This window comes from Methylobacterium sp. UNC378MF (assembly GCF_900103195.1).
GTDB lineage: Bacteria > Pseudomonadota > Alphaproteobacteria > Rhizobiales > Beijerinckiaceae > Methylobacterium.
In genome coordinates this window covers 80,775-102,220 of record NZ_FMWU01000002.1, presented here as the reverse complement: position 1 = coordinate 102,220, position 21,446 = coordinate 80,775, and the positions used below count along the sequence as shown (strand labels likewise).

At 71.8% G+C, this 21,446-nt stretch carries 19 protein-coding genes; 11 read left to right on the top strand and 8 right to left on the bottom strand.

Translation table 11 applies throughout. The features are described from left to right. Positions 1–96: 96 nt before the first annotated feature. The 7 genes from BLT59_RS02380 (at position 97) to BLT59_RS02350 (ending at position 8,514) form a co-directional block, all read left to right on the top strand. Entirely contained in the window at positions 97–1,017 is a 921-nt protein-coding gene (locus BLT59_RS02380; RefSeq protein WP_091776055.1) for a branched-chain amino acid ABC transporter permease, read from the top strand. Continuing rightward, positions 1,014–2,519, top strand: coding sequence for an ATP-binding cassette domain-containing protein (locus tag BLT59_RS02375; protein WP_091776052.1), 1,506 nt, complete (start codon positions 1,014–1,016; stop codon positions 2,517–2,519). Before BLT59_RS02380 ends, BLT59_RS02375 begins: the two co-directional genes overlap by 4 nt. 159 nt (positions 2,520–2,678) lie before the next feature. Then, positions 2,679–3,932 (top strand): acyl-CoA dehydrogenase family protein, encoded by a 1,254-nt coding sequence (locus tag BLT59_RS02370; RefSeq protein WP_091776049.1) that lies wholly within the window; start codon positions 2,679–2,681, stop codon positions 3,930–3,932. Further along, positions 3,929–4,987, top strand: coding sequence for a phosphotransferase family protein (locus BLT59_RS02365; RefSeq protein WP_091776046.1), 1,059 nt, complete (start codon positions 3,929–3,931; stop codon positions 4,985–4,987). Before BLT59_RS02370 ends, BLT59_RS02365 begins: the two co-directional genes overlap by 4 nt. A gap of 2 nt (positions 4,988–4,989) precedes the next feature. Next, entirely contained in the window at positions 4,990–5,766 is a 777-nt protein-coding gene (locus BLT59_RS02360) for an SDR family NAD(P)-dependent oxidoreductase (protein ID WP_091776044.1), read from the top strand. A gap of 208 nt (positions 5,767–5,974) precedes the next feature. Next, positions 5,975–6,745 carry an SDR family NAD(P)-dependent oxidoreductase gene (locus BLT59_RS02355; protein WP_091776039.1) on the top strand — a complete coding sequence of 257 codons (771 nt, stop codon included), beginning with the start codon at positions 5,975–5,977 and terminating at the stop codon, positions 6,743–6,745. Continuing rightward, on the top strand, positions 6,742–8,514 hold the full coding sequence (locus BLT59_RS02350; protein ID WP_091776036.1) for a class I adenylate-forming enzyme family protein: 1,773 nt from the start codon (positions 6,742–6,744) through the stop codon (positions 8,512–8,514). Before BLT59_RS02355 ends, BLT59_RS02350 begins: the two co-directional genes overlap by 4 nt. On the opposite strand, the gene BLT59_RS02345 is transcribed toward BLT59_RS02350, so the two are convergent. Further along, a complete protein-coding gene (locus BLT59_RS02345) occupies positions 8,481–9,080 on the bottom strand; it encodes a hypothetical protein (RefSeq protein ID WP_091776033.1) in 600 nt (199 codons plus the stop codon). The two genes, BLT59_RS02350 and BLT59_RS02345, sit on opposite strands and share 34 nt — an antisense overlap. Before the next feature lie 213 nt (positions 9,081–9,293). Here BLT59_RS02345 and BLT59_RS02340 point away from each other — a divergent pair, with 213 nt between their 5' ends. From BLT59_RS02340 to BLT59_RS02330, 3 genes are all read left to right on the top strand, one after another. Next, positions 9,294–9,539: a ferredoxin gene (locus BLT59_RS02340; RefSeq protein WP_091776030.1), complete on the top strand. Its 246-nt coding sequence runs from the start codon at positions 9,294–9,296 to the stop codon at positions 9,537–9,539. Continuing rightward, the gene (locus BLT59_RS02335; protein ID WP_091776027.1) at positions 9,539–10,810 is read left to right on the top strand and encodes an NAD(P)/FAD-dependent oxidoreductase; all 1,272 of its coding nucleotides are present in this window, start codon (positions 9,539–9,541) and stop codon (positions 10,808–10,810) included. Before BLT59_RS02340 ends, BLT59_RS02335 begins: the two co-directional genes overlap by 1 nt. 356 nt (positions 10,811–11,166) lie before the next feature. Next, positions 11,167–12,420, top strand: coding sequence for a cytochrome P450 (locus BLT59_RS02330; RefSeq protein ID WP_091776024.1), 1,254 nt, complete (start codon positions 11,167–11,169; stop codon positions 12,418–12,420). An 18-nt stretch (positions 12,421–12,438) separates the two neighbouring features. Here the strand turns inward: BLT59_RS02330 and BLT59_RS02325 are convergent, their stop codons facing one another. From BLT59_RS02325 to bchO, 5 genes are all read right to left on the bottom strand, one after another. Next, positions 12,439–14,178, bottom strand: a complete 1,740-nt coding sequence (locus tag BLT59_RS02325; protein ID WP_091776021.1) for a methyl-accepting chemotaxis protein — start codon at positions 14,176–14,178, stop codon at positions 12,439–12,441. Between the two features lie 226 nt (positions 14,179–14,404). Continuing rightward, positions 14,405–15,001 carry a DUF1989 domain-containing protein gene (locus BLT59_RS02320; protein WP_091776018.1) on the bottom strand — a complete coding sequence of 199 codons (597 nt, stop codon included), beginning with the start codon at positions 14,999–15,001 and terminating at the stop codon, positions 14,405–14,407. A 102-nt stretch (positions 15,002–15,103) separates the two neighbouring features. Further along, positions 15,104–15,856 carry a guanitoxin biosynthesis heme-dependent pre-guanitoxin N-hydroxylase GntA gene (gene gntA, locus BLT59_RS02315; RefSeq protein WP_091776015.1) on the bottom strand — a complete coding sequence of 251 codons (753 nt, stop codon included), beginning with the start codon at positions 15,854–15,856 and terminating at the stop codon, positions 15,104–15,106. A 296-nt stretch (positions 15,857–16,152) separates the two neighbouring features. Continuing rightward, on the bottom strand, positions 16,153–16,938 hold the full coding sequence (locus BLT59_RS02310; protein ID WP_091776013.1) for a gamma-glutamyl-gamma-aminobutyrate hydrolase family protein: 786 nt from the start codon (positions 16,936–16,938) through the stop codon (positions 16,153–16,155). 98 nt (positions 16,939–17,036) lie between these two features. Continuing rightward, positions 17,037–17,945: an alpha/beta fold hydrolase BchO gene (bchO, locus tag BLT59_RS02305; RefSeq protein ID WP_091776011.1), complete on the bottom strand. Its 909-nt coding sequence runs from the start codon at positions 17,943–17,945 to the stop codon at positions 17,037–17,039. A gap of 209 nt (positions 17,946–18,154) precedes the next feature. Between bchO and BLT59_RS31085 the strand changes: the two genes are divergently transcribed. Continuing rightward, positions 18,155–18,301: a hypothetical protein gene (locus tag BLT59_RS31085; RefSeq protein ID WP_173009180.1), complete on the top strand. Its 147-nt coding sequence runs from the start codon at positions 18,155–18,157 to the stop codon at positions 18,299–18,301. A gap of 31 nt (positions 18,302–18,332) precedes the next feature. Here BLT59_RS31085 and BLT59_RS02300 read toward each other — a convergent pair whose 3' ends face one another. Both BLT59_RS02300 and bchI read right to left on the bottom strand, forming a co-directional pair. Then, entirely contained in the window at positions 18,333–19,991 is a 1,659-nt protein-coding gene (locus BLT59_RS02300) for a magnesium chelatase subunit D (protein WP_244513792.1), read from the bottom strand. Positions 19,992–20,270: 279 nt separating this feature from the next. Then, positions 20,271–21,287, bottom strand: coding sequence for a magnesium chelatase ATPase subunit I (gene bchI / locus BLT59_RS02295; protein ID WP_091776005.1), 1,017 nt, complete (start codon positions 21,285–21,287; stop codon positions 20,271–20,273). Between the last annotated feature and the right edge of the window lie 159 nt (positions 21,288–21,446).

Here is a 21,446-nt window from a genome sequence, read left to right as displayed (position 1 = left end):
TCTTTTTTCAGAGTGTTACTCTCAGACCCAGAAGTGTGAATCCGGTACCCTCCCCCGCAGAGGGGGGAGGGAAAGTCCCGCCCGCAGCGAGCAATCATGAAGCTCCTCACCACCCCCGGCTTCTGGATCGCGATCCTCGCCGTCGCGCTGGCCGCCACCCTCCCCTGGTATGTCTCCGGCTACATCCTCGGCCTGCTCACCATCGCCTACTATTTCGGCGTGTTCTCGATGGCCTGGGACCTGCTCTTCGGCTTCGCCGGCGAGGTGAATTTCGGCCCGACCTTCCTGATCGGCCTCGGGGCCTACGGCGCCGGCATCCTCAACAACCGCTACGAACTGCCGATCCCCTACTGCCTCGCGGCCGGGACCGTGCTCGCCGTGGTCGGCGGCCTCGCTTTGGCGCTGCCGGCGCTGAAGGTGCGCGGACCCTATTTCGGCCTGATCACCCTGGTGGCGGTGTTGCTCCTGCAGAACATGATCGTGGTCTTCTCCGGCCTCACCGGCGGCGAGATCGGCCTGACCGTGCCCGACGTCATCTCGATCGACGCCGACACCAATTACTGGCTGGCGCTCGGCTTCATGGCGGTCTCGGGCCTGATCCTCACCGCCATCGCCCGCTCGCCCGCGGGGCTGATCCTCCAGGCCGCCGGCCAGGACCCGGTGGTGACCGGGGCGCTCGGCTTCAACGTCGCCAAGCACAAGCTCGCGGCCTTCGCGGTCAGCGCCGCCTTCTCGGGCCTCGCGGGCGGGCTGGTGGTCTTCTACATGGGCACCGCCTCGGTCGGCACGCTGATCAACACGTCGGTGGGCGTGCAGGTGATCATCGCGGCGGTGCTCGGCGGACGGCGCACCATCGTGGGCGCGGCGCTTGGCGCCGTGTTCCTGATCGCGGCGGGCGAGCTGCTGCGGCCGCTCGGCGGCCTCTCGACCTTCGTGGTCTCGGCGGTGGCTCTGCTGGTGATCCTATTCGTGCCCTCGGGGCTGCTCGGCCTCGGATCGCTCCGGAGAGCCCGATGACCGTCGCCGTGGCGCCCCCGCCGGCCGTGTCGCCCGTCCTGGCCGAGCCCTGCCTCACCGTGCGCGGCCTGACCAAGCGCTACGGCGGCCTCGTCGCCGTCAAGGAGATCGACCTCGACCTGCGGCCCGGCGAGATCCTCGGCCTGATCGGCCCGAACGGCTCGGGCAAGTCGACCGTGATGAAGCTGATCATGGGGCTGGAACGGCCGAGCGCCGGCTCGATCCGCCTCGACGGCGCCGAGATCGGCGGGATGCCGGCTCACCGGGTGGCGCGCTCCGGCATCGGCCTCGTGTTCCAGCACGCGCGGCCGCTCCAGCGGCAGACCGTGCTGGAGAACATCAGCCTCGCGCTCCTGCCCGACAGCCTGATCCGGCTGGCGGCCGACCCCCACGTGGCGCGGCGCGCGAGAGAAATCGCCGAGCGCGTCGGCCTGGGCGCGGTCGTCGACCGGCGCCCCGGCACCCTGCCCTTCGCGGATCTCCGCCGGCTGGAGCTCGCCAAGGCCATCGCCCGCGATCCCCGGGTGGTGCTGGTCGACGAGCCCTTCGCCGGGCTGACCGGCGGCGAGGTCGGCGCCTTCTCCGAGCTGATCCGCGGCTTTCGCGACGAGGGCAAGGCGGTGCTCCTCGTCGACCACAACGTGAAGAGCGTCTCGGCCCTCGTGGACCGGGTGTTCGCCATGTATCTCGGCGAGCGCATCGCCGAGGGCTCGGCCGAGTCCGTGATGGCCGACCCGACCGTGCGCCGGGTCTATCTCGGCGGCAGCATCGAGACGGCGGCCCGGCCCGAGGCGGCGTTCAAGCCGGATTCGCTGCTCACCGTCGAGGGCGTCGACGTGCTCTACGGCAAGGCGCAGGCCCTGCGCGCCGCCTCGATCCACGTCCACGAGGGCGAGTTCGTCTCGGTGGTGGGCCTGAACGGTGCCGGCAAGACCACGCTGTTCAACGCCATCTCGGGTCTCGTGCCGCATACCGGCACGATCCGGTTCGCCGGCCAGGATCTCTCGCGGATGAAGCCCGCCGCCATCGCCCGGGCCGGCATCGTCCAGGTGCCCGAGACCCGCGAACTGTTCGGCGACCTCAGCGTGCGCGAGAACCTCGACCTCGGCGGCCAGCATTTCCCGAAGGCCGAGAGCGCCAGGCAGCGCGACTGGCTCTACGAGCTGTTCCCGATCCTCAAGGACCGCGAGACGCAGAGCGCCCGCACCCTCTCGGGCGGCGAGCAGCAGATGCTGACCATCGCCCGGGCACTGATGATGCGCCCGCGCCTCCTGATCCTCGACGAGCCGACGCTCGGCCTCGCCCCGGTAATCCTGGAGCTGCTGTCGAAGGCCTTGGAGAAGCTGCGCCAGACGACGCCGATCACGGTCCTGCTCGGCGAGCAGAACGTCACCTTCGCGCTCCCCCACGCCGACCGGGTCTACGTGCTGGAACAGGCCCGGATCGTCTGGGAAGGCCCGCCGCAGCGTTTCGCCAGCGAGATGGGATCGGCCTATCTGTGAGGGCTGATTTTCCCCCTCCCCCTCGCGGGGAGGGGCTAGGGGTGGGGGTGGTCCAGAAGGCACCGCAACGCCTCATTCTGCGCCACCCCCACCTCCAACTCCTCCCCGCAAGGGGGAGGAGAGAAGCCCGCAGCGACGGATGTGAGCGGAGCGGACACCGTGGACTTCACCCTCTCCCAATCCCAGACCCACTGGCTGACCCGCGTGCGCGCCTTCATCGCCGACGCGATCCTGCCGGCCGCCGCCGCGGTGGCGGCCGAGCGCGCCGCGAGCCGCGATCCCTCGCCCACCATGGAGCGGTTGAAGGAGAGGGCCCGGGCCGAGGGTCTGTGGAACCTGTTCCTGCCGCCCTCCCCGGAGCACGACACCGACGCCTATCGCGGCGCCGGCCTGACCAACCTCGACTACGCCCTCTGCGCCGAAGAGATGGGCCGGGTCGGGATCGCTTCGGAGGCGTTCAACTGCGCGGCCCCCGACACCGGCAACATGGAGGTGCTGCACCGCTACGGCACCGCGGCCCAGAAGGACCGGTGGTTGAAGCCCCTGATGGCGGGGGAGATCCGCTCGGCCTTCCTGATGACCGAGCCGGAGGTCGCCTCCTCGGACGCCACCAACATCAGCACGGCGATCCGCCGCGACGGCGACCACTACGTCATCGACGGCCGCAAATGGTGGTCGACCGGCGTTGGCGATCCGCGCTGCCGGATCGCGATCCTGATGGGCAAGACCGACCCGGAGGCGCCCCGCCACCGTCAGCAATCGCAGATCCTCGTCCCCATGGACACGCCGGGCGTGCGCGTCGAGCGCCTGCTCCCGGTCTTCGGCTACGAGGACGCGCCCAAGGGCCACGGCGAGGTCGTGCTGGAGAACGTCCGCGTGCCGGCCGAGAACCTGATCCTCGGCGAGGGCCGGGGTTTCGAGATCGCGCAGGGGCGGCTCGGGCCCGGCCGCATCCACCACTGCATGCGCACCATCGGGGCGGCGGAAGTGGCGCTGGAGGCCATGGCGCGTCGGCTGGTCTCCCGCGTCGCCTTCGGCAAGCGGATCAGCGAGCAGTCGGTCTGGGAGCAGCGGGTCGCCGAGGCGCGGATCGATATCGAGATGACCCGCCTCCTCTGCCTGAAGGCCGCCGACATGATGGACAAGGTCGGCAACAAGGGCGCCAAGCTCGAGATCGCCATGATCAAGGTCGCGGCGCCCCGGGTGGCGCTGAAGGTGATCGACGACGCGATCCAGGCCCATGGCGGGGCCGGCGTCTCGGAGGATTTCGGGCTGGCGAAAATGTACGCCCATATCCGCACCCTGCGGCTCGCCGACGGGCCCGACGAGGTCCACAATCGCTCGATCGCCCGGCTGGAATTCGGGCGCTACACCAATGCCCGGCCAGGAGCCCCGGAAGCGGAGCGCGCATGAGCGACGCCGATGTCTTCTCCGGCGTGAAGCCGGTCGAGCCGCGCCACCGGATCGACGAGGCGAAACTCGCCGCCTGGATGGAAGGGCACGTCCGCGGCTTCTCCGGCCCGCTCACCGTGCAGCAGTTCCGCGGTGGCCAGTCGAACCCGACCTACCGGCTGGACACGCCCGCCCAGACATACGTGCTGCGCCGAAAACCCTTCGGCCCGCTCCTGCCCTCCGCGCACGCGGTGGAGCGCGAGTTCCGGGTGATCGGCGCCCTCTACGGCGAGGGTTTTCCGGTGCCGCGCCCTTTCGCGCTGTGCGAAGACTCCGGGATCATCGGCGCTGCCTTCTACGTGATGGAGGCGGTGGACGGCGCCGTGCACTGGGACGGAGCGCTGCCGGGCCTCGACCGCCACGCCCGCCACCGGCACTATGCCGGCATGATCGCCACGCTGGCGCGCCTCCACGCCATCGACCCGGAGGCGGCGGGGCTCTCCGATTACGGCCGGCCCGGCAACTACTTCGCCCGGCAGGTCGACCGCTGGACCCGCCAGTACCGCGCCGCCGAGGACGGGCGCCTCGAGGATGTCGAGCGGCTGATCGCGTGGCTGCCCCGGACGGTGCCCGAGCAGCAGGGCGCCTGCGTGGTCCACGGCGATTACCGCCTCGACAACCTGATCTTTTCCAGGGACGGCGGCGTCAGCGCGGTGCTCGACTGGGAGCTGTCGACGCTCGGCGATCCGCTCGCTGATTTCAGCTACCTGCTGATGCAGTGGGAACTGCCGGCCGACGGGCGCAGCGGGCTCGGCGGCCTCGACCTGACGGCTCTGGGCATCCCCACCCGCGACGAGGCGGTGGCGCTCTACTGCCGGGCGGCGGACCGGAAAACCCTGCCCGACCTCGACTGGTACTTCGCCTACAACCTGTTCCGGCTGGTCGGCATCCTCCAGGGTGTGGCCGCCCGCGCCAAGGCCGGCAACGCCGCGAGCGAGCACGCCGCCGCCATGGCGGCGCGGGTGCCGAAACTCGCCGCCGCGGCCTGGGGCTTCGCCGAGCGGGCGGGGGCCTGAGCATGGATCTCGCCGGCCGCGTCGTCGCCGTCACGGGGGCCGCCCGGGGGATCGGCCGGGCGCTCGCGGTCGCGGCCAAGGCCCGCGGCGCGACGATCGTAGCTCTCGACCGGGACGGGGCCGGGGCGGAGGCCGTGGCGGCCGGGCTCGGCGGGCAGGCCTTCGCGCTCGACGTGAGCGACGCCGCGGCGGTCGCCGCAATCCTGGCGCGCATCGAGGCCGAGATCGGTCCCGTCGCCCTGTACTGTTCCAACGCCGGCATCCTGGAGCGCGACCCCGATCCGGATCTCGCCACCTCCGCCGATCCGGAGAGCTGGGCGCGTGCCTTCGCGGTGAACGTGATGGGCCATGTCCACGCAGCGCGGGTGCTGGTCCCACTCTGGCGCACCCGGGGCGGGGGCGCGTTCCTCGGCACCGTCTCGGCGGCGGGGCTGCTCAGCCAGATCGGCAGCGCCACCTACTCGGCCACCAAGCACGCGGCGCTCGCCTTCCTGGAGCACCTCGCCATCGCCCATGCCGAGGACGGGATCCGGGTCGCCGCCCTGTGCCCGCAGGGCGTCGACACCGCCATGCTGGGCGCCGCCAGCGCCGCGTCGCGCGACGGCGTCCTGGCGCCGGAGGCCGTGGCCGAGGCCGCCTTCGACGGGCTGGCGGCAGGGCGCTTCCTGATCCTGCCGCACCCGCAGGTGGTCGAATACGCCCGCCGCCGGGCCGAGGATCCCGAGCGATGGCTCGCCGGCATGGCGCGGCTGCGCCGGTCGATGCGGGCGGGGGCGTGAGAATGGGCGGCGTCCGGCGACATTGTCGGTGGCCGGACGGGGCGCTGGTCCCCTCGCCCGAGCGGGGGAGGGACGAGAACTGTCCGGAGAGGTCACACCCCTCACCCCAACCCTCTCCCGCTCGGGAAAGGGGGCGCGTCGCGACCCTGATGTCCCGCGGAACGAGGATGGAAGCCGTTCGCCGCTTCATCCAGCGCAGAGTCTCGCCATGTCCCTGTTCGATCTGACCGGCAAGGTCGCCCTCATCACCGGATCCTCCCGGGGCATCGGGCGGGCGATCGCCCTGCGGATGGCCGAGCACGGCGCCCGGGTGGTGATCTCCTCGCGCAAGCGCGAGGCCTGCGCGGCCGTCGTGGCCGAGATCGAGGCCGCGCACGGCGCCGGCCGCGCCGTGGCGATCCCGGCGAGCATCTCGGTGAAGGAGGAGCTGGAAACCCTGGGTTCCGAGACCGAAAGGCAGCTCGGTCCCGTGGACGTGCTGGTCTGCAATGCGGCCAGCAATCCCTACTATGGCCCCCTCGCCGGCATCTCCGACGCACAATTCAAAAAAATCCTCGAGAACAACGTCCTGTCGAACCACTGGCTGATCCAGAGGGTCGCCCCCGGCATGGTCGCGCGGCGCGACGGCGCGATCGTCATCGTCTCCTCGATCGGGGCGCTCAAGGGCTCGCCAGTGATCGGCGCCTACAACGTCTCGAAGGCCGCCGACCTCCAGCTCGCCCGCAACTACGCGGTGGAGTACGGGCCCGCCAACGTCCGGGTGAATTGCCTCTGCCCGGGTCTGATCCGCACCGATTTCGCCCGCGCCCTGTGGGAGGATCCCGCGATGCTGGCCGCCACCACGGAGGCCGCGCCTCTGCGCCGGATCGGCGAGCCCGACGAGATCGCGGGCGCGGCCGTGTTCCTGGCCTCCGCGGCGGGCCGGTTCGTCACCGGCCAGGCGCTCGTCATCGACGGCGGCGTGACCATCGCCCGATGAGCCCCGATCCCCGCATCCCCGCTGGCTGGCCGGCCCTGACGTTTCGCGAGGCCGAGGCGCGGCTTACCGCCCCGGGCGCGCCCTTCGCGATCGCCACGATCGATATCCGGGGCGTGCCGACCCGGATCTGGGAGAAGGCCCCGCCGACCCTGCGAGACCTGTTCCGGATCGCCCAGGGCCACGGGGACAGGACCTTCGTGGTCTACGGCGACGAGCGCGTCACCTTTACGGGCTTCTCCCGCGCGGCGACCGCGCTGGCGCGGGCGCTCGCGGCAGCCGGAATCAAGAAAGGCGACCGCGTCGCCATCGCGATGCGCAACCTGCCCGAATGGCCGGTGAGCTATTTCGGCGCCCTGCTCGCCGGCGCGATCGCGACGCCGCTCAACGCGTGGTGGACCGGGCCGGAACTCGCCTACGGCCTCCGGCATTCCGGCGCGCGGATCCTGATCGCCGACGATGCGCGCTTCGAACGGATCGCCCCGCACCTTACCGAATGTCCGGCGCTGGAGCGGGTCCTCACCACCCGGATGGAGCCCGATCCCAGGGCGATGCCGCTCTCCGATATCGTCGGCCCGGTGCAGGACTGGGCCGCCCTGCCCGACTGGCCCCTGCCCGACATCGCCCTCGATCCAGAGGACGACGCGACCCTGTTCTACACTTCAGGCACCACCGGCAAGCCGAAAGGGGCGGTCGGCACCCACCGGGCGGCCGCCACGACCGTGATGGCCTATCCCTACTCGGCTTCGCGCAGCGCCCTGCGCCGGGGCGAGGCGCCGCCGAAGCCTGACCCGTCCGCGCCGCAGCGGGCGGCGCTGCTGGTAATCCCGCTGTTCCACGTCACTGGTTGCCACGCCAGCCTGGGGGCAGCCCTCTACGGCGGCCACCGGCTGGTGATGATGCACCGCTGGGACGCGAACGCGGCCCTCGATCTGATCGAGGCGGAGGGCTGCACCAGCGCGGGCGGCGTGCCGACCATCGCGTGGCAGCTCGCCACCGCCGCCCGGGAGGCGGGCCGGCCGCTGCCGACCCTCGAGGGCGTCACCTATGGCGGCGCCCCTGCGGCCGCCGACCTCGTGCGGACGCTGGGCGAGGCGTTGCCCAACGTCGTCCCCGGCACCGGCTGGGGCATGACCGAGACCTCGGCGACCTTCACCCATCACCAGGGTGAGGATTACCTCGCCCACCCGGATTCCTGCGGCCCGCCCCTGCCGGTCTGCGAGGTGCGGATCGTGGATTCCCTCGGGGACGCGCTTCCGCCGGGCGAGGTCGGCGAGCTCTGCGTGAAGGGACCCAACGTGGTCCGCGGCTACTGGGACGACCCGAGGGCCACCGCGGAGGTCCTCTCCGCGGGCTGGCTGCGCACCGGCGACCTCGCCCGCGCCGACGACGAGGGCTTCCTGACCATCGTCGACAGGATCAAGGACATGCTGATCCGCGGGGGCGAGAACATCTATTGCTGCGAGGTCGAGAACGCCCTCTACGCGCATCCGGACGTGATCGACGCCGTGGTGCTGCCGGTGCCGCATCCAACACTTGGCGAGGAGCCCGGCGCCATCGTGGTTCTGGCCGAGGGGGCGAGCGCCGGGGCGGCGGAGATCCGCGCCTTCGCGGCCGAGCGGCTCGCCGCGTTCAAGGTGCCGGTGCGAATCATGATCTGGGACGAACTCCTGCCGCGCAATCCCGCCGGGAAGATCATGCGGGCTCCCTTGCGGGCGGTATTCGCGGAGGGTTCAGATCAGAACGGCTCGCCCTCATCGTCCGGGCGGTAGACCCGCAGAGTCCGGCCGTCGGGGAACTGCACCGTCCGGCGGCGGACCACGACGTAGCCGGCGGCCTGCGCGCTGCTCAGGCGGTCCAGGCGATCGTCGGTATAGCCCTGGGCGTAGCCGTAGGCCGGCGCGTAGCCGTAGCCCGGCCCGTAATTGTAGGCCCGGTAGCGCGCGTAGCCTTCAGGCGGAGGCGGCGGGGCGGCGGCGACGCTCTGCGGAGCGCTGCGGATCGTTCGGGTCGGTGCCGCGACGACGCGCGCCCGGCGTGGCGTGGCGGCAACCCGCTTGGCCCCCGGAGATGCGGCGCGCACCGTCTTCTCCGGCACACGCCGCGCCGCGACGGCCTTCCGTCGGCTGGACGCCGGCCGGGCACCGGTCGATGCGGCGGGGGTCGATGCGGCCGGCGCCGGTGCGGCGACCTTCTGGTCAGCGGCCGGCGCCTTCTCGGCGGCCGGCTTGTGGGCCGGTGGATCCGTCCAGGTCGTGGCAACGGATTCGGCGGAGGCGCCGCCGAGTCCGAGAGCCAGCATGAGGGCGGCGAGGCCCGTTCGCGCGGCGTGCGGCATGGTGCCCTCCTGACATCGCGGCGTCTTGGACAGGTCCGCTGGGCGGCGCAACAATAGATCGAACCGCCGCGCAGGGGAATTCCGTCGCTGCATTCCCACGAAGATAGCCCAAACACGTTTAATACCGATGACGCTCCGACCGGGGACGCTTCGGGGCCGTTCCTCGTGACTCCGGCCCGCGGAACCCGGGGCGCCGCCCGCGGTTGCCCCGCCATGTCCGCCCCCGCCGATGTGTCCTCCGGTCCCCCGCCCGGCCTGCGGGTGAGCGTCGATCTCAACCTGTGCCAAGCCTATGCCCAGTGCTGCTATGCGGCGCCGCGGCACTTCCGCATCGAGGGGCACGAAGCCCTGTTCTACGATCCCGCACCCGCCGTGCAGGACCGGGACGCTATCGAGCGGGCGCGCGTCGCTTGCCCGGTCCAGGCGATCCGGGTCGAGGAGCCGGAGCGCACCGCCTGATGGCGCAAGAACCCGGGCGTGCCCTGATCGTGGGCGCCGGCCTCGCGGCCCTGCGCGGCGCCGAGGCCCTGCGGGCGGCAGGATTTTCCGGCCCGCTCACCATCGTCGGCGACGAGCCCCATCCGCCCTACGACAGGCCGCCGCTCTCGAAGCACGTCCTCACCGGCGCGATCCCGGCGGATGCTACGACTCTGCCAGGGGTCGGCGGCCTCGCGGCCGACTGGCAACTCGGCAGCGCGGCTCTGCGCCTCGACCGGCAAGCGCGTATGGTGGGCCTCGCGGACGGGCGGACCCTCCCCTACGACCGTCTGCTCATCGCCACCGGTACCCGCGCCCGCCCCTGGCCGAACCCGCACGAGGGCCGCCTCGCCGGCGTCTTCACCCTGCGGGGGCGGGACGACGCCGCCGCCCTGCGGCAGGCCCTGGCCGCGGGCCCGAAGCACGTGCTGGTGATCGGTGGCGGCTTCATCGGCTGCGAGGTCGCCAGCCTGTGCCGGCAGCTCGGCTTGCCGGTCACCCTGGTCGAGCCCGGCCCGACGCCGCTGGCCCGCGTCCTCGGCCGCACCGTCGGGGCGTTCATCGGTGCGATCCACGAGGGACACGGTGTGGCGCTGCGCTGCGGCAGCGAGGTCGAGTGGCTGGAGGCGGAGGACGGCCGGCTGACCCGCGCGCATCTCGTCGACGGCAGCAGCCTTGCGACCGACGTTGCCGTCGTTGCGCTGGGAGCGGTCCGCAACACCGAGTGGCTCGACGGGGCCGGCCTGTCGGCGGATTCAGGCGGGGTCGATTGCGATGCGCGCGGCCATGTCCTCGATACCGAGGGAAGGCCCGACCCGCACATCGCCGCCGCCGGCGACGTGGCGCGCTTTCCGCACCCCATCTACGACGGCCGACGCGTCGCGCTGGAGCACTGGAGCCACGCGGTGGCGCAAGGCATCCATGCTGGCCGGCTGCTCGCCGGCGCAGAGCCCGAATCGCCCTATGACGCCCTGCCGACCTTCTGGTCGACCCAGGGAGACCTCGTAGTGAAATCGGCCGGCCTGACCGAGGGCGCCGACGCGGTGGCGATCACGCAGGGCGATCCGGCCGCCGGCCGCTTCGTCGCCCTCTACGGCCGTGCAGGACGCTGCATCGCGGCAGTCTCGGTGGATTCCGCCCGCTGGCTGCCGGCCCATGCCGAGCTGATCGCCGCGCGCGCGCCGTTCCCACCCCGCGGCGCCGCGACCGACCGGCCGAACGGCGTCGCGATCTTCGAGCCGGGCTTTGCCTAACGCATCGTCCTCTGGACACGACGTGCGTGCCGTTCACCGCGGTGAACGGCGCCACCGGCTCCCGCTCCGCCATTCCGGGATGCCGAATGCCGGCCCGGAATCCAGAACCGTAGGTTCCGCGAGGGCTTGGTACGCCGGCGGCCCTGAATCCGGGCTGCGCTGCGCGGCCCCTGGGTGACGATGCGGGGGCGGAAGCCCGGCGCATCCCGGTCGACAACCAGGGCCTCTCGACCCCGCCACCCGTGTAGCGCGGACCCGGAGACGGAACCGCCACGACGCGCGAAGCCTTTGCTGTCGCGGCATCTTTTCCCGAAGGCCGGTGGCCGCCTTCCGGGTCGATGCGCGAAGGAGACCGCATGCCGGACGCCACCCTCCTCGATCAGGTCAAGGATTTTGCCAACCGGCCGAACCCCTACCCGGTCTACGCGAAGCTGCGGGAGCATCCCGTCTCGCGCCAGGAGGACGGCACCGAGGCGGGCACCTGGGTGGCGGCGACCCACGGCACCATCGCCAGCCTGCTGCAGGACCCGCGGGTCAGCTCCGACACCTTGCCGCCAGCCGACCGGCCGCGCACCGGCAATCCCCTCACCGACCTGATCGTCAAGCCGCTCAAGGACTGGATGATGGACCGGCACCGGGTCTTCATCTTCCGCGACCCGCCGGACCACGACGCCCTGCGCTCGGCTGTGATGCACCAATTCAGCCGCGAGCGCGTCCAGGCGATGCGCGCGCGCTCAGACCGGCTGGTCGCCGACCTGCTCAACGAGAAATGCGGCGCCCGGGAGATCGACGCGGTCGACGACCTCGCCTACCCGCTGCCCGTGACGGTGATCTGCGAGCTGTTCGGCGTACCCCGGGAGGACGAGCCGAAGTTCCACGGCTGGGCGACGCAGCTCGCCACCGCGCTCGAACCCGACAGCCTGTCCGACCCCGAGATCCGCGCCAAGAACAGCCGGACCTTCGACGCGATCGGCGGCTACATGGCTGACCTGATCAAGGAGAAGCGCAGGCACCCTCAGGATGACATGCTGTCGGGGCTCGCCAACCACGCGACCCCGGCTGGGGTGAAGATGGGCGATTACGACCTGATCGCCACCTCGATCCTGATGCTGGTGGCGGGCCACGAGACCACCGTGAACCTGATCACCAACGGCCTGCTGACCCTGCTCCGGCACCCAGAGGAGCTGGAGCGCCTGCGGCAGGATCCGCTCCGGGCACCGCGGCTCATCGAGGAACTGCTGCGCTACGAGCCGCCGGTGCAGTTCCGGACCCGCCGGACGCTCGCGGCCATCGACATCGCGGGGGTCACGATCCCTGAGGGCGCCGACCTCCTGCTGCTGCTGGCCGCCGGCAACCGCGACGCGACCGTCTTCCCGGATCCCGACCGATTCGACCCGGACCGCACCGGGATCCGCCATCTCGGCTTCGGCGGCGGCCTGCATTACTGCGTGGGCGCGCCGCTCGCCCGGTTCGAGGCGGAGGCGGCATTGACCGCCCTCGCGCGCCGGCTGAAGGCGCCGCGGCTGATCGCGGATCCACCGCCCTACCGGCCGGGCGCGGCCTTGCGCGGCCCGGAGCATCTGCGGGTGGCGATCGACGGGATCGCGTGAGTGCCCGCCCGGCTGCCCTCAGGCGGCCTTCACCGCGGCGAGGAAGGTCGTGACCTCCTGGCCGAGGTTCGTGGAGTAGCGGGCCAACTCCTGGGCGGCGATCAGGACCTGGCTTGAGGCCGCACCAGTCTCGCGGGCGGCCTGTCGGACGTCGGCGATGTCGGTGCTCACGGCCTGCGTGCCCTGCGCCGCCTGGGTGACATTGCGGACGATCTCGCTCGTGGCCGCGCCCTGCTCCTCCATGGCGGCGGCCACGCTGAGCGCCACCGTGCGCATCGCGTCGATCGTGCCCCCAATCGTCCGCATCGACTCGGCCGCCTGCTGCGTCTCGGTCTGGATCGCCGCGATCTGCGTCGCGATGGTCTTGGTGGCCCGGGCAGTCTGCGTGGCGAGCGCCTTCACCTCGCCCGCCACGACGGCGAAGCCCTTGCCGGCCTCGCCGGCGCGCGCCGCCTCGATGGTGGCGTTGAGGGCCAGCAGGTTGGTCTGCGCGGCGATCCCGGAAATCAGGCCCACGACCTCGCTGATCTGGTCGGTGCCGCGGGACAGCACCTGCATCAGGGCGTTCGTCTGGGCCACATCCGTGCTGGCCCGGTCGGCCATCGCGGAGGACTGGGCGACGCGCGACGCGATCTCGTGGATCGAGGCGGCCATCTCCTCGCTCGCGGCCGCCACGGTCTGCACGTTGCTCGAGGTCTGCTCGGAGGCCGCGGCCACACGCACGGATTGGTCGGTGGTCCGTGCGGCCGTTCCCGTCATCTCCCGGGCTGTGGCCTCCATCTCGGCCGCGGCGGCGGACAGGCCGCGCGTCAGCGTGCTGACCTGCGCGTCGAACCGGGCGGTGACCGCGTCCAGCATCTCGGCCCGGCGCATCTTCGCGGCGTTCTCCGCCACGGCGGCCGCGTCGGCCGCGCGCTTGGCGATCAGGGCGTCCTTGAACACCTGGACGGCGCGGGCCATGGCGCCGACCTCGTCGCCGCGCCGCTGATCGGCGACCGCCACCGCGAGATCGCCGTCGGCGAGCCCGCGCATCGCCGCGGTCAGGCGGGTGATCGGCCGGGACAGGCTGTTGCCGACGAGCAGGAGCAGCGCAAGGATCGGCAGGCCGAGGCCGGTCGACCAGAGGGCGATGGTGATCGCCCGGTCACGCACGGCCGCGTGGACGTCGTCCCGGTACAGGCCGGCGGCGACGATCCAGCCCCACGGCTTGAACATCTGCACGCTCGCGACCTTCTCCACCGGTACGGCCGCGCCGGGGCGCGGCTTCATGTAGTCGACGAAGCCGGAGCCGTCGCGCGTGGCGGTCTCGACCATCTCGGCGAAGTAGCGCTTGCCGCCGGCGATGTCGGTCTGGTCCAGCACCAGCTTGCCGACGTTCTTGGCGTTGAAGGCGTTGGCGATCAGATGCCCCTGGGCGTCGAGGACGAAGAAGTAATCCTCGTTGCCGAAGCGCAGGGCGGTGATCGCCGCGAGGGCCGCCTTCTGCGCCTCCGCCAGGGATATCTGGCCGGTCCTGGCCTGCGCCTCGTAGTGGATGAGCAGGCTCTGCGCGACCTCGGTCAGGCGCTTCGTCATCAGGGCCCGGTCCGCGAGGGCGGAGCGGCGCATATCGACGAAGCTCAGGGCGCTCAAGGCGCCGATTGCCAGCAGCGCCAGGGCCATCACGGCTGCGAGCTTGTGGCGGAGCTTGAGGTTCGCGAGGCCTTGCCCCGGCATGACCCGCTCGGCGGGCGGGCGGCTGGTCTGGGTGGGGATCATCCAAGCACCGGAAAAGGACGCCTGCGGCCGGCATGGAATCGCCGCCGGCGTTGCACAGGGTCAACCTCGTGCAATCAGGTTAGTAAAGCACAAAGATTTCCAGTGGATTGCCGGCAATGGGCGGGAGAATATCGATACTTATCTTGGGGTTCGATCTGATCTGCGGATTTTCATTGACCAGCGGCGAGGATTGGCCAGGATTTGGCGTTGATCAACGTTGTGGCGGCTATCCGCTCACGCCGTATTGGATCGGCTTGAAGCTGCCGTTGTTCGATTGCAGGGCCGAGCAGGCGGTCAGCCCGATGATCAGGTCGGTCTCCGCCACGAACACGATCCGGTCCCCTGCCCGGCTGAGCGGCGGCGCGACGGTGAGCGCCCCGGTCGCGCTGTCGATCGGCACGTTCATGAAGCAGTTGAACGCCACCGGGATCGCGTCCGGCGCGATGCCGTAGGGGGCGAGCGCCGCCGCGAGGTTGCCGAAGCAGCCGCGATGCGGGTTCGTGTCGCCGTAGATGATGCGGAACGTGTCGGCCGAGCACGGTGTCAGCAGGAAATCGTGCCGCCCCACCGTATCCTCGACGATCCGCAGCAGGATGTTGGAGCGGTTCGAGTAGAGCGGGTCACCGGTTGTCAGGTAGATCCGGCTGGCATAGTCGAGGGTCCGGCCCGACGAGATCACCTCCCCCGTATCGTGGCGGTTGTAGGCTACAAGGTCGGCCACCTGCTCGCCGCAGGGGTCGATCACCGTGAGGCGCTGGCCCCGGTCGAGGGTGAAGGCGACGCCGGAGCGCGGTTCGATCTGCTGCACGTCCGCTTGGCACATGATGGGTCGACTCACTCCATTGTCGGCTGCATCAAACCCGTATTGCAGGCCGTGCCGCCCCGCCTCCGGGAACGCGCCGTCCGGCCCTGCGATCCGTGTGCCTCAGACCCCACTGCCCGGCAGACTGTGGTCCACAGGCAGGACCGGCGGGTGCCAGACGTCCGCTTCGGGCGCAGGCGCCGGACGGCCCTGCATGGGGCAGCGCCAGTCCGCATCGACCACGCGGCCGCTGTATTGGCGCGCCTCCGACGCTTCGCCGTGGCGCGCCAGCATCGGGTTCACGCTCCCGGCGAGGGCCTCGTCACGCTCCAGGATCGCGGCGCGCAGCTTCTCGTAGCGTCCCTCCGCGCGCAGGCGCTCGAACTGGGCGTGCAGGTTGAAGACCAGAACCGGCGACGAGAAGCGCCGCGCCGGGCGGCTGGCATTCGGATGGAGGCCGACCACGAAGAAGGCCTCGCCGCCGAAGCTGAGCGAGAAATGCGGATTGTCGGGATCGTCGGCGACGCGGGCATCGTGGGGCTGGCCGAGCCAGGCATCCTTGTCGGTCAGGGACTGCGCCCGCGCCCAGAGGTTCCGCTCGAACGCTTCCTCCGAGAGATCGCCGGGACCTTCGAAGACGACGGCGAAGCTCTGGAACAGGTCCGGCTGCGCCCGGTACTGGGCCACGAAGGCGAGCAGCGCCGGGTAGATGCGCATGTCGTCCCAGCCCGAAGTGATGTCCCGGGCCACCACGATCCGCATCCGTCCGCGGGACAGGGCCGACTTGGCGCCCACGCAGGGGAAGGGCGGGTTCCGGATGAAGTCGCGGAAGGCCTCGGCACGGGGGTGCTCTCGGTCGTCGCGGGGTAGCTGCATGCGCGTTCTGCCCGTTCTCTGCGCAGGAAGCCTCGCTGCGAGGCTCCCGCTGTTCGGGACTCCGGCAACACCATCGGGCTGCTGCCGTTCCCTCCTGCGACAGGTCGCCCGGGGGAAAGGTGAATCCCCACGCACGGGGCCAAGATTTGTCCGGTGGAAGAAGCAATATTCCAGTGATCAAAAGGTCAGAATGAACATAGGTTAATGCGAAAATGACCCGAAACGTCGGCGGTCGCTCGGTGCTGTGTTGCCGCACCGGCCTCCAGGATTGTGGCAATCCGCGCCGAAACAGGGGCTCAGGTCCGGCCTGCCGAACGTGCCCGGTGCCGCGTCGCCGCGGCGGCTCCGAAGGCCTCGAACAGGGCGCGGTTGATCGGATTGGTTGCCGGGTCGTGCTCGGCGTGCCACTGGACCCCGAGCGCGAAGCCCGCCGCGTCGCGGATGCGGATCGCCTCGACCGTGTCGTCCTCGGCCACGCCCTCGATCACCACCCGCTCGCCCGGCTCCAGGATACCCTGTCCGTGCAGGGAGTTCACCCGGATCGTCTCGCGCTCCAGAAGGCGGGCGAAAGCGCCTCCGGGCGTCAGGCGGACCGCGTGACGGTCGGCGAAGATCACCTCCAGGTCCGGGTGGATCTCGCCGTTCGCGAGGCGCGGCATGCGGTGATTGAGCCGGCCGGGCAGTTCGCGGATCTCCGGGTGCAGGCTGCCCCCGAAGGCGACGTTCATCTCCTGGAAGCCGCGGCAGATGCCGAAGAGCGGCACGCCGCGCGCCACGCAGGCCTCGATCAGCGGCAGCGCCACGGCATCGCGGTCCTCGTCGTAGGGCTCGTGCGCCGCACAGGGCTCGGCGTTGAACCGGGCCGGGTGGACATTGGCGCGGCCGCCCGTCAGCAGGACGCCGTCCACGGTGTCGAGGAGGTCGCCGAGATCGGTGATCGCCGGGGCGGCGGCGAACATCAGCGGCAGGGCACCGGCCACCGCGGCCACCGCCCGCATGTTGTTCTCGCCGACGATCTGCGCCGGGAACCGGCTGTCGATCAGGCGCGCGTTGCCGATGACGCCGATCACGGGTCTCGCCATCGTTCCCGGCTGCTCCTCGGTGCTGGCTGCATGTCGGGCCCTCGCGGCCCGCGGCAGGCTCTACGACCCACGCAAGGCCGGCGCCAGTCCCGTCTGGGTCACGCTGGCGACAGAAGGCCCGCGTCCAAAGCCTCCGCGCGGAGCACCTCGGCCACCCGTTCCGGCGCCTCCTCGTGCGCGAGGTGGCCAAGACCGCGGATCAGGCGGACGCGGGCATCGGGCAGGCGATCGCGCAGGGCGAAGGCGGTGTCCGGCAGGATGGCCTTGTCGTCGCCGCCGACGATCAGCAGGGTGCGGGTCGCGAGGCCGGGCAGCGCCCGGTGCAGCCCGGCGAGATCCCAGTTCGCCATCATCCCCAGCGCCCCGCGGACATGGCCGGCCCGGGCGAAGAGCCGGCGGTAGAGATCGACCCCCTCCGGATCGAGGCGCGAGCCGGTTCCCTCGATCAGCCGCTTGGCCGCGGATCGGTCCGCCGTCCAGGCGAAGATCCTCGGGGTGAAGGGGTTGAGGAACAGCAGCCGCGCCATGCTGGGAAACAGGAGGCTGGCCGCCCCTGGCAGGGGTGCCAGGGCGCCGTTGAAGGCCGCCAGCAATCGCGGTGCGATGGTGCCGTCGAGGCACATCCGCGCCAGCACGGCCGCACCGGCCGAGTGGCCCGCCGCCAGGACGGGCGGACGGTCGAGCGCCGCCACGAGGCCCGCCACGGCCCTGGCCATGCCGGGCAGGGACAGGTCGGCGTCGGGCAGCGGATCCGTGAAGCCGTGACCCGGCAGGTCCGGGGCGATCACGCGGAAGTCACGGGCGAGGAGCGGCGCCAGCCCGCGCCACGAATGGTTGGCCGCCCCCGTCCCGTGCAGGAGCAGCAGAGCCGGGGCGTCCGGGCTCCCGAATTCCTGGACGTGCCAGCGCCGGCCCGCCGCCTCCACGAAGCGGCTGGCTTCCCGATGAGGCCAGTCGCGGCCCTCGACGGCCCAGTCGGGCCGGTCCGCGTCGAACTTGGTCAGCATGGGAGCACATCCCGCACTGCGATAGGACCGGACGGGCCGGAGGCGGCAGGGGCGCTATCGTTCATGGCCGGAAGTATTTCGTAACACTGAACAATCCTATGCGGCGGCCGCATGCCACGGGTGAGCGGAGGTCGATTGCTGCGACGCAACAGGGGCGGCATATCACGGGTGAACAAGAGCAAGACACGCCCCCGACTTTGGAGAAGGCCATGATCCTCTTCACCTCCTCGACCCAGAACATCGCCGCTCCGGTCTCCGGCAGCTGGAGCCTCAAGGCGCTCGTCCGCGAGATGCTGAACTCGTGGCTCGCCCACCACCAGCGCCTCGCCGACAGCGGCATCGGCGGCGACCTCTGAGTCACCGTCTCGCGCGTCGGAAGCACCGCGCTCAGAGCGCCGCCCGCACCGCCGCGCTGAGCTGACCGGCCTCGGCCCGCGGCAGCTTCAGGTAGCGAGCGCCCATCGCGTCCGCGACCACTCGAGCCTCTTCGCCCCGGTTGCCGGTATCGACCACCAGAGCCGGCAGCCCCGCCGCTCGCAAGGCGCGCGCCGCCTCCAGGGCCTCCGCACCCGCCCGCACGCGGCCTCCTTCCCCCGAGCGGGCGACATTGGCGCGTCCGTCGGTCAGCAGCACGATTGCAGGCCGGCTGCCGCCGCGACGCACGCCGAGGGCCACCGCGATGGCGGCGTCGATCCCTGCCGCGAGCGGCGTCCCGCCCCCACCCGGCAGCCCCGACAGCCCGCGCTTGGCCCGCGTGAGGGAGCGGGTCGGCGGCAGGACCAGCTCCGCACCGGTGCCGCGGAACGCCACCAGCGCCACCCGGTCGCGCCGGACATAGGCTTCGGCCAGCAATAGTTCGATGGCGCCCTTGGCCTCTGCCAGCCGCTCCAGGGCGGCCGAGCCCGATGCGTCGACGCAGAACACCGTGGTGGTCTCGGTCCGCTGCCGCAGGACTCGGATCCGCAGGTCGTCCCGCCGCACCACGATGGCGCGCGGCTCCGCCACATTCCGCCGTAGAGCCTGCCAGGGCGCCGCCGCCCGCAAGGTGGCGAGCAGGTCGAGGCGTCCCCGCCGCGGGTCGCCCCGCCGGCTCCCGACCGGGCGCCCCGTGCGGGCGGAGGCCGCCTGCCCCACCCGGCCCGCCTTCGCGGCCGCGAGACGCTGGCCACCCGCCAGCAACTGGTCGAGGAGGTTGGGCGGAATCGCGGCGCGCACCGCCTCAAGCACAATGTCGTCCGGCGCCTCCGCGGCGGACGGATCCGCCCTCTCCTGCCCGGGCTGTTCCTGAGGCGGGCCCGCCGGCGGCACCTCCGCGGTCTCGGGGGCTGGCTCCTCGGGCGCCGGCAGGCGCGTGGCGCGCGGTGCCAGGACGAGGCGCGCGGCCGACACGATCTCGGCCTGGCCGATCGGCCACGCTCCCGCGAGGGCGCGCGCCACCCGTGCCGACAGGATCGGACCGCGCAGGGACGCGATGCCGAAGGCTTCGGCCAGGGCGCAGAGGCTGCCGACCGGGTCCGGCTCCGGAGCGCCCGGGGCGGGTTCTGGCTCGGGCGCCGAGGCCTCCGCGCGGCCGAGGCCATGCAGGTCGATCCGGAAGGCCAGGCGATCGGCCAGCGCCTCGGCGACGGTCTCGTCCGCCTCGCCCTCGTCGAGGAGGATCAGTCCGAACCGGGCCGGCTGATCCGAGGCCATGCCGGTATCCAGAACGGCCGCGAGACGGGACGCGGTGCCGGGCGGCAGGCGCTCGGCCATGGGGACGACGATGATCCCGCCATCGGCCTCCGCCAGAAGGCCCGCCCGGGAGATCGGACGGCCGGCCGCCAGGGTCGCCGCGAGATCGAGGCCGCCGAGCAGGGCATCGTCGCCGATGCCGGAGGGCAGGCGGCGCCAGGGTGTTCCGGGCGTGAGCGCGGCGCGCAAGGCTTCAAGCCAGCGCTCGCGGATCGGGCCGGGGGCAGCGCGCAGCACTGCGCCGCCGAGCCCGTGCGGGTCGGCGGCGAGCAGCCGGGCGGCAAGGCGGGCGTCGGCCCAGGATGGAGTGCCCACGTTCTCCCCTGCGGAGTGACGATGGTCACGCATCGGCGTGTGCAGGCCGCAGCCGGCCCCCTTTCCCGTGCTGGAGAGGGCTGGGGTGAGGAATGAGGAGGTTCAGGACAGAGCACGGCTTCGATGCGCGTCGAGGGCGCGTCGTCTCCCGACGCCACGCACCCCTCCTCACCCTGTCCCTCTCCCTCGAGGCGAGGGGACCGGCGCACCGTTCTGAAACCACGCGACGCGGGCCGCAGGCTGGGTCCGCTGGTGTGGCGGCGAAGGGTGGCGCGCCCGTCACGCAAACACCTCCGCCAGCGCCCGCTCCACGCGGGCGGTGGATCCGGATTCGTCCAGCGGGTTGCGGCGCAGGCGGTGGCGCAGGGCCGCCGGAGCGATGCGGCGGAGGTGGTCGTCGGTGACGTCTCCGACGCCGTCGAGGGCCGCAAGTGCCCGGGCGGTCCGCATCAGGGTCAGCTCGCCGCGCAATCCGTCGGTGCCGAGCGCCAGGCAGAGCTGCGCCGCGCGCTCCAGGGCGGCATCCGGCACGGTCACCGTCGGCAGGCGCTCCCGCGCCAGCAGGATTCGCTTTCGAATCGCGGCCTCGTCCCGGGCGCGGGCGGCGCAGAACCCCTCCGGATCACGCTCGTAGGCGTCCCGGGCACGCACCACCGCGATGCGGGTGGGGATGTCCTTCGGGGTCACGACCTCGCAGGCGAGGCCGAACCGGTCGAGGAGCTGCGGGCGCAGCTCCCCCTCCTCCGGGTTGCCGGACCCGACCAGCACGAACCGCGCCGGGTGGCGCAGGGACAGGCCCTCGCGCTCGACCGTGTTGACGCCGGAGGCCGCCACGTCGAGCAGCAGGTCGACGAGGTGGTCCTCGAGGAGGTTGACCTCGTCGATGTACAGGAAGCCGCGATTGGCCCGGGCGAGCAGGCCCGGCTCGAAGGCCTTCACGCCGGCGCCGAGCGCCCGCTCAAGGTCGAGGGTGCCGACGACCCGGTCCTCGGTTGCGCCGAGCGGCAGGTCCACCACCGGCACCGGCTTTTTTTCGGACTTTCTCCGCGCGCCCGGCAAGCTCGCGCAGTGGGGGCAGGATTCCGCCGGGCTGTCGGGGTCGCAATTGTACGGGCAGCCGACCATGACCCGCATCGGCGGCAGCAGGGCGGCCAGCGCCCGGATCGCCGTGGACTTGCCGGTGCCGCGGTCGCCGAAGACCAGCACGCCGCCGACGGCCGGGTCCACCGCCGCGATCAGCAGCGCCTGGCGCATCTCGTCCTGGCCAACGATGGCCGAGAAGGGGAAAGTGGGCACGCGTTGACTCGATGCTGCGGGGGCATCCAACCCACCCCCTCATCCTGAGGTGCCGAAGCGCAGCGGAGGCCTCGAAGGAGATCTCCAGAATTCGCGCGGCTGGCTGGAGCCCTCCTTCGAGGCCCGCTCACGCGGGCGCCTCGGGATGAGGGTGCGGTT